The sequence below is a fragment of the bacterium genome, assembly GCA_030652805.1.
Lineage (GTDB): Bacteria > JAHJDO01 > JAHJDO01 > JAHJDO01 > JAHJDO01 > JAHJDO01.
On the sequence record JAUSPT010000050.1, the window covers coordinates 1 to 12,233 of the forward strand.

The following is a 12,233-nucleotide window of genomic DNA, read 5'->3' on the forward strand; positions in this document are numbered from 1 at the left end:
ACAAGGAGTTATCCACAATATGCACATAATTAACAAAAAGAAAAAGTTTGATCAAAAAGAAAAATTTACTACTACTAATCTTAACAAAATAGGACATTTCTAAATGTTTTAAAAGCGGACATTTCTAAATGTGGTTGACAATTCTATTGACTTTATACGGACTTGGCATTATCTTGTTTATCTAAGTTTAAGGGATAAAATTGGTGAATTCACATATCAAACCGGCTGGGAGAACAAAAGACATTAAATATGCTGTTAGAGATATTATGCTAATAGCTGATAAGGCAGCGTCTCAGGGCAGGAAGATGCTTTATCTTAACATAGGTGATCCAATAAAATTTGATTTTAAAACACCTCCTCATATTGTTGAGGCTACATATGATGCAATGAAAAGTGGATTTACAGGATATTCTCCATCGTCTGGAATTGATGAAGCGATTGAATCTGTTAAGAATGAAGCGTGTAGAAAGGGAATAAAAAATATTCAGGACATCTTTATTACAAATGGAGGAAGCGAAGCTATTGAAATAGCATTAACAAGTCTTGTGAATCCTGATGAAAATGTATTGATACCTTCACCTGGTTACCCTTTGTACACAGCAGTGCTAACAAAGCTTGGAGCAGGAATCAATTCATATTACTTAGATGAGGAGAATGACTGGCAGCCAGACATTAATGATATAAAGAGAAAAATAGATAAAAATACAAGAGCCATTATTCTTATAAATCCTAATAATCCAACAGGCGCAGTTTATACAAGGGAAACTCTTACCCAAATTGTTAATCTTGCTCTTGAGCATAATCTTGTAATATTTTCCGACGAAATATATGACAAACTTGTTTTTGATGCTGAGGAGCATATCTCTACCGCGTCTATCTCAAAAGAGGCATCTGTTCTTACTTTTGGCGGGCTTTCAAAGTCCTATCTATCTCCAGGGCTGCGTATTGGATGGTGTGTTGTGAGCGGTAAAGAGGAAAATTTAGGAGACTATTACAGGGCTATGCAGAAACTAACACGTGCAAGACTCTGCGCAAATCACCCTGAGCAATATGCAATAAAGCCAGCTTTAGAAGGGGATCAGTCACATATAAAAGAGGCAAATGCAAAGCTTAAACGAAGGGCAGATATTACATACCAAATGCTCAATGCTATTCCAAACGTCAGGTGTGTAAAACCAAGGGGAGCCTTTTATGCATTTCCTAAAATAGATGTGCCTGTATCAGACCAGAAATTTGTTTCTGATTTAATCTATGAAACAGGCGTTGTTGTTGTTCATGGTGGGGGATTCGGACAAAAGCCGGAAACAAAACACTTCAGAATTGTTTTCCTGCCGGAGGAAGATGTCTTAAGACAGGCATACAAAAAAATCAGGCAATTCATGACCAGGTATGAATAGCAACAGTATAATCATCAAGGGCGCTCGCCAGCATAATCTTAAAAACATAGATCTGGAAATTCCCCGAGATAAACTTGTTGTTATTACCGGTCTTAGTGGTTCAGGGAAATCCTCTCTGGCTTTTGATACTATCTATGCAGAAGGCCAGAGAAGGTATGTAGAAAGCCTGTCTTCCTATGCGCGCCAGTTCCTTGAACAAATGGATAAGCCTGATGTTGACTATATTGGAGGACTTTCTCCTGCTATCTCTATTGAACAAAGAACCTCTGCAAGAAACCCCCGCTCAACAGTTGGAACAGTAACAGAAATTTACGACTATCTAAGGGTGTTGTTTGCACGCATAGGAGAAGTCTACTGTTATAAATGTGGAAGAAAAATTGCACATCAAACTTCCCAGCAAATCGTTGACAGCATTATGAAATTCCCTCAATCCTCTAAAATTATGCTTATGTCCCCAATAGTGAGAGGTAGAAAAGGGGAGTATAACGCTCTTTTTGAGGATATTAGAAAGAAAGGCTTTGTAAGACTCAGAGTTGATGGGAACATCTATAATGTGGAAGACGAGATAAAACTCAATAAAAACAAAAAACACAACATTGAAGTCGTTGTAGACAGACTCGCTATAAAATCAGATATCAAATCACGTCTTAGTGATTCTGTAGAAACTGCTCTAAAACTGGGTGAAGGATTAATTTTGGTATGTATCAACAATAAGAAAGATATCCTGTTTAGTGAACATTTTGCATGTATTAAATGTGGAATAAATTACTCTGAATTCACACCCCGTATGTTCTCGTTTAACAGCCCTTATGGTGCATGTAAAACATGTAATGGACTGGGCAGGAAGATGGAAGTTGATCCCGACCTGATCGTGCCTGATATGAATCTGTCAATTAATGAGGGCGCAATTATTTCGTGGAGCAATCCGATAACAACAAAACGCCACCGCTGGAAAGCAGCAACAAGAAGATACCTGTTTCAGATGCTGGAGACAGTTAGCGATCACTATAATATAGACCTTGATATTCCATTCAAGAATTTAAGCAAAGAACATCAAAACATGATTCTGTATGGCACAGAAGAAAAACTGGATTTTACGTTGCGACTCAGACGTAGAATCCACAGACATAGAATGAAATTTGAGGGGGTAATTAATAACCTTGAGAGAAGATGGAGCCAGACTGATTCTGAATATGTAAAGTCAGAGATCTATAATAAATACATGAGAGTCAGATTATGCCCTGAGTGTGAAGGCGCAAGACTTTCCCCTCAGAGTCTTGCTGTAAGGATAAATAAGAAATCAATAGCTAAAATATGTTCCTTATCAATTAAATCTGCTATCAGATTCTTTAATAATCTGCGTTTGGGTAAAACAGAAGAAGTTATTGCGCATGATATTCTAAAAGAAGTCAGGGAACGATTAACATTTCTCTCCAATGTAGGACTTGACTATATTACACTGGATAGAACAGCGCAGACTCTTTCAGGAGGAGAAGGAGAGAGAATCAGGCTCGCTACACAAATTGGCTCAGGTCTTGTTGGAGTATTGTATATCCTTGATGAGCCAAGTATTGGGCTTCACCAGAGAGATAATAGAAAATTACTGAAGACATTAACCAGTCTGCGCGACCTGGGGAATACAGTTATTGTTGTAGAACATGATGAACAGACAATAAGAAATGCGGATTATGTAATAGATCTCGGTCCGGGAGCCGGCATTCACGGCGGAGATCTTGTAGCGTGCGGCAGGCCCGAAGAAATAATTAAAAATAGGAATTCTATTACAGGTAAATACCTGTCAGGAGAAATTAAGATTGGTACGCCAGAACAAAGAAGAAGGCCAACTGAAAAGCAGCTTAGAATACTTGGGGCTTTTGAACACAATTTAAAAAAGATAAACGTAAATATCCCTCTAGGGTTATTGGTCTGTGTTTCAGGCGTATCTGGTTCCGGTAAAAGCACACTGGTTGACGAAATACTGTACAGAGCTCTGGCTCAAATCCTATACGGCTCAAAAGAAAAGCCAGGTAAACATGTTGATATTAAAGGATTTTCTCAAATAGATAAAGTTGCAAATATCACTCAGGCGCCAATAGGCAGAACCCCTCGTTCCAACCCTGCCACGTATACAGGTGCTTTTGATTATATAAGACGTCTGTTTTCTCAGGTTCCGGGCTCAAGGGCAAGGGGATATAAGCCTGGAAGATTCTCTTTTAATGTTAAAGGCGGAAGATGTGAGACATGTAAAGGTGACGGCTTAAAAAAGATTGAGATGCACTTCCTTCCTGATATTTATGTAACATGCGAAACATGTAGAGGAACGCGATTCAATAGAGAAACTCTGGAGATTAAATACAAGGATAAAAGCATAGCAGACGTTTTGGATATGACAATTGAAGAAGCTCTGAAACTTTTTGAGAACATTCCGCCTGTAAAAAGAAAACTGCAGACTCTAAACGATGTAGGTCTCGGGTATATAAAATTAGGACAGTCTGCTACCACTCTCTCAGGAGGAGAAGCACAAAGGGTTAAGCTGGCTAGTGAATTAAGTAAGGTTTCAACAGGCAGGACGCTCTATATACTTGATGAACCAACCACAGGTCTGCATTTTGCAGATGTTCAGAAGTTATTGGATGTTTTAGGAAGATTAGTGGATAAAGGGAATACAGTGTTGATAATCGAGCATAATTTAGACGTTTTAAAAACAGCTGATTATATTATAGATCTTGGACCAGAGGGAGGAGACAATGGGGGAGAAGTCGTAGCAGAAGGAACTCCGGAACAAGTTGCTAAGAATAAGCGCTCATATACTGGAAAGTTTCTGAAGAAAGTTCTGGAATGCTGATAATAGATGAAATTGTTGTTGACGATGCTATTCTTAAAACCCATTTTTCATGCTGCCTTGAGATCTGTCACGGACACTGCTGCGCAACAGGGGACTTTGGAGCACCAATATCTGAGGAAGATGTAGAAATAATAGATAAACATTTAAAAAACATTGAAAAATATCTTCCAAAGAAAAATATAAAAATCATAAAAAAGAATGGATACGCAGAAGTATATCGAAGTGGAACCCTTTGTGTTGAGTCCCTTTACGATGATGGACCGTGCGTTTTTTCATACAAGCATGAAGGAATAACCAAATGCGCTATTCATACTTATTGTGTGAACACTGAAATAGATCCTGTCCAAATAAAACCCATATCCTGCTCTCTATTTCCAATAAGGGTTATCCGACTGGGGAAAATAATATCATTAAGATACTGCCAGTATTCTGAATGTAAATCAGCTTTAGGAGGCTCAACTCCTGTCTTTCAGACGTGTAAGAAAGCCCTTATTAGAATGTCTGGTAATCAGTGGTATAAAAAATTAGAGAAATGCTATGAAGAAAGTTCTATATAAGCTGCAGCTTCTTTCTTATAAGCCATTCTGCGCTGAGAAGTATGATAAAAAGAAAAAGCAGTAGGGGAGAGTTATGCAATTTTATTCTGTAGGATGTGATTGTTTGCCTGTGCCTGGCTTTTATTTCATTAAAAATACCATATATATTCTCTGGTGTATGATATGCCCCTCCTGTAGATAAGGATATATCCTTAAGCAGCACGTCATTTAAGCCAATGTCTTCCTCTTCCATGTAAGGATTGCCGACAGCAAATCCAATCAGTTCCTCTTTTGAAATGTCTTCAATTTTAGCAGTAGCTTTTAATTGATAATATCCGATATCATCTGCCTCATAATCTGCTTCATATTCTCCTGTCTTGCCTTCCACATTAGTCAAGTTCAGAAAAGTCTTTTTGTTTGATGGTGTAGTTATTTGACAATTTATATTTGCTTTATCATATCTACGATATTCCTTATCATATGCAGACGCCATAATATGAATTATCTCACCGGGCTCGTAATAATCCTTGTTTGTATATATGAGGAGATGATCTGTATCTTGCTTTGGCTTTTTATCTCCAGAGCACAGCCATCTCACCATCTGCCCCCAGAATGTCTGATATATATTGATATTGATGTCTTCTGCAAATGCCCATTTCCATGTAGAATCAGTTGCTATAGCAGCTACTTTCCCTTCCCCGTAATTTTGGACTATCAATACTGGCCATTTTTTTAGGGATTTAGAGTCTGAAGCGTAGATAAGTACTATAGCCCCAGGCTTAGGCCTTGAGAGAAGATTAAACCCGGATAAAGCAGGTAATTGTGTTTTTGGATTCTTTAGAATCGGATGTCTGGATGCTTCAGGTGTAAGCACTGGTACAAAAGTTTTCCCTTCCCACTCGCCACTACCTTCTAAAGCGACAGGAAATATCTTTGATAGCTCGCCTCTTTGATATCCTCCGCTTTCAAAGGAATTTTTACCGCCTAAAATGAGAAAACCGCCGCCATTTCCGGTGAAATTGACAATATTAGAAGCAGATTTTTCATCAAACATGTTTTTAATATTTCCTAGAATGATAATGTCATATTCTTTAAGATTTTCCTTATGATGCAGAATATCATTGAGTTCTCGATGTGTGGAAATCCCTTGTTGATAAAACTGTCCTGATGAAGTTAATATAAAAGCAGTAAGATCTATATGCGGGTCTGACTCAAGGGTCCTTTTAAGGAATTTATATTCCCATCTTAGACCTCCTTCAATATAGAGTGCCTTTGTTTTCTGCCTGGTTATGAGTACAGTAAAAGTCCTTTTATTGTTCTGCGTTATAAGCTCTCCTTCCAAAGGAGGAACCTCTGCGACATATCTACATACACCCACTTGTTTTGGAATAAGACCGATCTCCAGATTTTGTACATTCTCAGATTCCTTTAGCAGCACACTACTGCTGGATATCACCTCTCCATCCAGCTCCACATTAACAGGAACTAGTTTTTCCTCATATCCTCGATTTTTAATCTTAATATCTATATTTATCTTTTCTCCCAAATATCCGGTTAATGGAGAACTGATATGGGTAATTGATACATCCTTAAATGATTTATTTGCCTTTATATTGCCCAGTCCAACACTGTATATTGGAACTGCGAGGCTTTTAATTCTTTTGACCGTATTTTTGCCTGCATTATTATTTCCATCAGTAAACAATACCACTCCGGATATAGGGCTTTCTCCCATTGTTTTAACAGCATTTTCTATTGAAGCAGCGATATCTGTAGAATTGCCATGCGCGCTGAGCTTTGCAGGTATGTCTTTTTCAGACATCTCAGCAGAACCCTTTGAAAATTCAAATGTTCTAACTATAAACTGTTTAGATAGTGTTCTGATAAAATTATTTTCATCTCTATGGATTGTATCCTTAATTATTTCCAATTTACTCTTTGGAGAAAAAGGGCCATGCCCACCCATGCTTTTTGAAGTATCAAACAAAAGCAGACAGCAGGATTTCTGAAGCTTCGATTTCAAGAAACTGATTGTCGGCCTTAACACTGCGCCTAGAATTATAATTATTAAAAGAATCCTGAGAAAAACTATCCAGCCTGCTTGCTTCCTGGAAAGAACAGAGTAAAGCCTGATATATGTTAGGATTACAGCAGTAATAGCTATGGCGAGTATTACGACCAGCAAAAAAAGATTTACTGGATTCTCAAACTCTATTCTTATATTTTGCAGGCGCCACAAGTCCATGATTTACCTATTTAACAGTTCTTGCACTTATAAACATTTTTTTGCGTTCAGCATAGGATGGAATAAATCTATTAGCTATAATCCCCTCAACAAGGAGCAGCAATATTAATAGAAACAGTAAAGGATTTGAGAGTCTTACACCCTCTCTTGTTCTTCTCATACTTGGAATAATCTCATCAAATGTAGATATAAAGCTCAAATTCCCTTTTATATACCTATTAATCTCATCTCTGGCTATTTTTGATAGATCTGACTCCTTAGTATCAAGGTTGACAGCAAATAGAGTCTTGCCTGGATTAATCTGATAAATACCGGACGTTTTTGTGTTGGTATAATTGAATGTATCATTCTCAATGGATGTAGTCTGCCAGAGAGTACCATCCGGACTTATTACTGAAACTTCCTTCACATCAGGAGGAATCTTAAGCCTGAGTACTGAATTAGCTAAATAACTTTGCGGCTGAGTCGTATCTCGTTCCAGTGAATATATAATCTGATGCAGAAACGGCAAGTATGCAGGATGAATAGGGAAGTCATTCCACGAAATATTAGGAGAACTTGTAAACAGGAAGATTCTTCCTTTACTCAACTGTTTTTCTAAAAACATAGGATAACCATTTGTGTACCAGGATAGCACCTTTGTCGATTGTTCCAGGGCAGGATCATATTGTACAGCATAAATCTTATAAAAATGGATATGGCTTAAATTGACATTTGTTCCTTCAAATATATCAAATATCTTGTTTTTATAATGTACTTTTGCAAACGTAAAAAAATTAGAATGGTCATCTTCATCCCCCATAGACATAAGAAGTTTTGAAGGCAGTAATCCACTCTCATAAAAGATACGGTTATAATCCGGAACATTAGTATTATTTCCCAGGAATATCAGCAGGTTTCCTCCTTTATGTATGTATGGTTTTAGCATGTCTGCAATACCCTGATCGTTGACCTTTACGTTGGCAAGTATAACAAGAGAATATTTGTCCAACTTTTCAGATAAGAAGCTTTCTGTGGTTATTTCATCTATCTTTATGCTTGATAAGGCCCCTTTGGATGGGCTCAAAGCAGATCTTAAATAAAAACACTCATCTAAATATGGGAAAACAGATTTATGCCCATTAACGAGAAGTACTGGAAATACAGGAGCTGCTTTAACAGTAAAAAAATATTTATTATCTATGCTCAGCTTGTCATGGTCAATACTGATATAGCCGTGGTGCAATCCCGGCTTATCCATGTCCACTGAGAAGTTTAGGATAATCTTTGATTTGGCATCTATATATGCTGTCTGTTCCTGCTTTTTTACATTGTCAATATAGATATATACATTGGTCTTTGTTGCATAGTTTGAGAAATTATTTATCTCAGCATGCGCCTGTAGAGACATTCTCTGCACCTTAAGCTTTACGTCTGTTATTGCAGTATTAGAAAAATCTTCCTTTCCTGCATTCACAAGATATAGATGCACATCAGAGCTAAGATTAATTGGAGATTCTATATTATCCCATGAAACCTTTTGCAAATCTGTGATTAAGTATATCTCCTTATTAGGCCCTGCAGACTTAGTAAGAATTTTTATTGCTTTAGTTAAAGCCGTCCCAATGTCAGCATAATCATTTGATAATGAAATATCTGGCATAACATCCTCCAGACCACCTTGATATCCTCTGCCGTTCGTTAGAATAAGTGCAACTTCATCTGCTCTTTTAATAGATTTTAATATTTGTATAGCAGCATCCTTTGCCTTATCAAAAGGCGTATCTGTTCCTCTATAAGCCATGCTGTATGAATTATCAAGAATAATAACAGCGCTTACTGCTTTCCCTTTCCCGAAAAATGAAAATCCGGAGAATTTCACAACAGGTTCTGATATTGCAAGCGATATGAGTATAAGGATAAGGATTCTGAGCAATAATAATATGATTTGTCTGAGCTTTAATCTTGTCATTGTTCTAAGATGCGAGAGCTTTAAGAATCTTAAAGTGCTAAATTGAATAGTTTCAGTTTTGCGATTTGATACCAGGTGTATTACGATAGGAATAATCCCTGACAACATACCAAAGAGGAAAATCGGATTAAGAAAGAATATTGACATTTATCCCAGTCTTGCTCTTTTAGAAAGATATGAACACAGCGCTGCGTCCAGAGGCACAGATGTATCCGCCCTTACATAGTCTATCATCCCTTCAGAACAATCGCGCTTATACTTATGTGTAAAGCTGTCAATCTCTGCCCAATATTGCTCGCGGATAAGTTTAGGATTCACGGAAAGAGTTTTTTTTGTTTCTATATCTTGAAAAACAGCAGGCTTCTCATAAGGGAATGTTGTCTCATATTTATCAAGAACATGAAAGACAATGACCTCGTGTTTTTTATGCCTGAAATGCTTTAGCCCTTTTATTACTGATTCTGCATCATCAAGCAGATCTGATATCAAAATTATTAACCCTCTTCTCTTTATTGTTTCAGCCAGATCATGGCAGGTTTTGCTAATATTAGTTTTTTGTCCTGATGAGGTTCTATCAAGTGTTTGCAGGATATTTTTTAAGTGACCTCTACTGCATTTAGGTGGTATATAATCTTTTATTTTTTCATCAAACACCACAAGACCTACAGAATCTCTTTGCTTAATCATCAGATAAGCAAGGGATGCAGCAAGAAAACAGCCATATTCATACTTTGAAACATGTCCTGACTTGAAGAACATGGAATTACTTGCATCCAGAAGAATATAAGCTTTAAGATTTGTTTCCTCCTCATATCTCTTTATATATAATTTATCTGTTTTTCCATATACTTTCCAGTCTACATGTTTTAGGTCATCTCCCAGGGAATATTCCTTATGTTCAGAGAATTCTACGCTGAATCCCTGATATGGACTTTTATGCAGGCCGGATATAAATCCTTCAACAACTAATTTTGCAACAAGGTTCAGGTTGGATATCTTTGCAATTACCTTTGGATCGAGAAACCTACGATAGCTTTGCATAATCCTTTTCTGTTGGTTCTGTAATTGTATTGAGCAGCTTCTCTATAATCTTCTCTGAGTCTATTCCTTCAGCTTCTGCATTAAAATTAATAATAATTCTATGTCTGAGCACAGGAGGAGCAACACTTCTCACATCCTCACAAGATACATTATAGTCACCTCGTGTTATTGCTCTTGCTTTTGCGCCGAGTATTAGATACTGAGCAGCTCTTGGCCCTGCCCCCCAGCTGACCCAGTCTTTTATGAATTCAGGAGCAGAAGCATCCTTTGGCCTGGATGCTCTTACAATGTTTGTCGCATATATGACTACATGGTCAGAAACAGGAATGCGCCTTGTGATTCTCTGAAGTGCGAGTATCTTTTCCCCATTCAATACAGGGCTGAGTTCAGTATTGGTTTCGTATGTAGTAGATTTGACTATTTCCTGCTCTTCAGTTTTGGAAGGATAGTCTATGTTAATATTAAACATAAATCTATCCAGCTGCGCCTCAGGCAAAGGGTATGTGCCCTCCTGCTCTATAGGATTCTGTGTCGCTAAAATAAAAAACGGAAGCTCCAGAGGATAGGTTATACCTCCTGCAGTTACTTCATATTCCTGCATTGCTTCAAGCAAGGCAGCCTGTGTTTTTGGTGGTGTCCTGTTTATCTCATCAGCCAGCACTATATTTGCAAAGATCGGACCTTCTATAAATTTGAAACTTCTCTTGTGCGTTTGAGAATCCTCCTCCATGATATCCGTGCCTGTAATATCTGAGGGCATAAGGTCAGGAGTAAACTGAATTCTTTTAAACTTTAAATCCATGACCTGCGCAATTGTATTTACCATCAGTGTTTTTGCCAGTCCGGGCACGCCGACAACAAGGCAATGACCTCTGGAAAACATAGCAATCAAAATTTCATCTACTATCTGCTGCTGACCAATAATCACCTTGCGAATTTCTTTTAAGATTTTCTCTCTGGCATCCTTAAATTCTTCAATTGCCCCTAAATCCGCTTCAACAATCTTACTGTCGTCCATTTCAACATCCTCCTTAAATTACTTCGCATAACCTTTGTTAGAAACTCATTATAAATCACAACTACAAAACAATCCATTCGTTTTTTTGATGAAATTCTCCGCCCTTTTTTCTTTATGGTTTTGGGATGGGGGAGTATAATGCTTTTTGTCTATTTTTATTGAGGTTTTAAGCAATTTAAGCTATGGTAACACTAAAGTAGAAGTGACTTAAATAATTAATGTTAGGGGGAACAAAGAATATGAAATACAATGCAGACACATTTTTTATCACCTTTGTTGATTCAATAAATGAAGAGAAAGTAAAAACCCTAATTGCCATTATTGCGGATGTCATCCATAAAAATAAACCATCGCAAATATACATTTTATTTTCCTCCGGTGGCGGGGGAATAAATGCTGGGATCACTCTTTACAACTTCCTTCGTGCTCTCCCTACTGAAGTTGTGTTCCACAACATAGGTTCCGTAGATTCCATAGCGACGTGTATTTTCCTCGCTGGTAATAAGCGATACGCCAGCAGTAATTCCAATTTCTTGTTTCACGGTGTCACATGGACATTCGGTCAAGGGGCTGCCCTCAATCGAAAGCAACTCCATGAATGCATCAGTACAATTCAACAAAACGAGAATGATTATGCTAATATCATCACCAGTCGTACTTCCATAAGCAAGAAGGAGATATTTTCTCTACTCGACCAAGGAGAATCTAAAGGACTTGAGTTTGCTCTCGAAAAGGGAATTATTCATGAGGTTTGCGAGGTGTCTATTCCCACTGGCTATAATCATATCGCATGTAACCTCAAGTGATGTTCCAATAGTATTGGGGGTAGTGGAAGATTTGTGCATTTTGGGGCGGTATAGGATTTTATTCATAAAGTAAAGGGATACAGAAACCTTTAAAAACAATGTCAAACCTTAACCACCCGAATTCCCCAATCAATTCGGAGAATGACAAACGGGCAGCTGCAAGGGCTGCCCCTACAATAACCGCCAGCTAAAGCAGGCGGTTGTGGGGGAGGGGACAACCGATTGCTTCGGGATTTTATGGTTCAAAAAGTATTTCTGTTAGATAAAATTTAAAAGTGCACAGTTTAAAGTTTAAAAGTGCACAATATTTAGGTCTTCATTTTTAGCTGTTTGAACACCAACAAGCCTATTGTCATACCAGCACCTGATTTCAGATATGCCAGTTTTCTCATCA

At 37.7% G+C, this 12,233-nt stretch carries 8 protein-coding genes; 4 read left to right on the top strand and 4 right to left on the bottom strand.

Annotation, left to right across the window (positions count from 1 at the left end; translation table 11 throughout):
- Positions 1 to 203: 203 nt before the first annotated feature.
- Genes Q7J67_05305 through Q7J67_05315 form a run of 3 tightly spaced genes read left to right on the top strand, consistent with a single transcriptional unit; the run spans position 204 to position 4,799 of the window.
- On the top strand, positions 204 to 1,397 hold the full coding sequence (locus Q7J67_05305) for an aminotransferase class I/II-fold pyridoxal phosphate-dependent enzyme (protein ID MDO9464696.1): 1,194 nt from the start codon (positions 204 to 206) through the stop codon (positions 1,395 to 1,397).
- Positions 1,390 to 4,242, top strand: coding sequence for an excinuclease ABC subunit UvrA (gene uvrA / locus Q7J67_05310; GenBank protein ID MDO9464697.1), 2,853 nt, complete (start codon positions 1,390 to 1,392; stop codon positions 4,240 to 4,242). Before Q7J67_05305 ends, uvrA begins: the two co-directional genes overlap by 8 nt.
- On the top strand, positions 4,236 to 4,799 hold the full coding sequence (locus Q7J67_05315) for a DUF3109 family protein (GenBank protein MDO9464698.1): 564 nt from the start codon (positions 4,236 to 4,238) through the stop codon (positions 4,797 to 4,799). Before uvrA ends, Q7J67_05315 begins: the two co-directional genes overlap by 7 nt.
- Here the strand turns inward: Q7J67_05315 and Q7J67_05320 are convergent.
- Genes Q7J67_05320 through Q7J67_05335 form a run of 4 tightly spaced genes read right to left on the bottom strand, consistent with a single transcriptional unit; the run spans position 4,792 to position 11,033 of the window.
- Positions 4,792 to 7,023 carry a glutamine amidotransferase gene (locus Q7J67_05320; protein ID MDO9464699.1) on the bottom strand — a complete coding sequence of 744 codons (2,232 nt, stop codon included), beginning with the start codon at positions 7,021 to 7,023 and terminating at the stop codon, positions 4,792 to 4,794. The genes Q7J67_05315 and Q7J67_05320 overlap by 8 nt on opposite strands.
- A 7-nt stretch (positions 7,024 to 7,030) precedes the next feature.
- A complete protein-coding gene (locus Q7J67_05325) occupies positions 7,031 to 9,121 on the bottom strand; it encodes a BatA domain-containing protein (protein MDO9464700.1) in 2,091 nt (696 codons plus the stop codon).
- Entirely contained in the window at positions 9,122 to 10,015 is an 894-nt protein-coding gene (locus Q7J67_05330) for a DUF58 domain-containing protein (GenBank protein MDO9464701.1), read from the bottom strand. It lies immediately after the preceding gene.
- The gene (locus tag Q7J67_05335; GenBank protein MDO9464702.1) at positions 9,999 to 11,033 is read right to left on the bottom strand and encodes a MoxR family ATPase; all 1,035 of its coding nucleotides are present in this window, start codon (positions 11,031 to 11,033) and stop codon (positions 9,999 to 10,001) included. The genes Q7J67_05330 and Q7J67_05335 overlap by 17 nt, the downstream gene beginning before the upstream one ends.
- Before the next feature lie 239 nt (positions 11,034 to 11,272).
- On the opposite strand from Q7J67_05335, the gene Q7J67_05340 reads away from it, so the two are divergent.
- Positions 11,273 to 11,839 (top strand): ATP-dependent Clp protease proteolytic subunit, encoded by a 567-nt coding sequence (locus tag Q7J67_05340; GenBank protein ID MDO9464703.1) that lies wholly within the window; start codon positions 11,273 to 11,275, stop codon positions 11,837 to 11,839.
- The last annotated feature ends 394 nt before the right edge of the window (positions 11,840 to 12,233 follow it).

Bases quoted from the DNA above. Each gene is read 5' to 3' on its own strand.
- Q7J67_05335 (MDO9464702.1), bottom strand. From the start codon at position 11,033: ATGGACGACAGTAAGATTGTTGAAGCGGATTTAGGGGCAATTGAAGAA.
- Q7J67_05340 (MDO9464703.1), top strand. From the start codon at position 11,273: ATGAAATACAATGCAGACACATTTTTTATCACCTTTGTTGATTCAATA.
- uvrA (MDO9464697.1), top strand. From the start codon at position 1,390: ATGAATAGCAACAGTATAATCATCAAGGGCGCTCGCCAGCATAATCTT.
- Q7J67_05325 (MDO9464700.1), bottom strand. From the start codon at position 9,121: ATGTCAATATTCTTTCTTAATCCGATTTTCCTCTTTGGTATGTTGTCA.
- Q7J67_05330 (MDO9464701.1), bottom strand. From the start codon at position 10,015: ATGCAAAGCTATCGTAGGTTTCTCGATCCAAAGGTAATTGCAAAGATA.
- Q7J67_05315 (MDO9464698.1), top strand. From the start codon at position 4,236: ATGCTGATAATAGATGAAATTGTTGTTGACGATGCTATTCTTAAAACC.
- Q7J67_05320 (MDO9464699.1), bottom strand. From the start codon at position 7,023: ATGGACTTGTGGCGCCTGCAAAATATAAGAATAGAGTTTGAGAATCCA.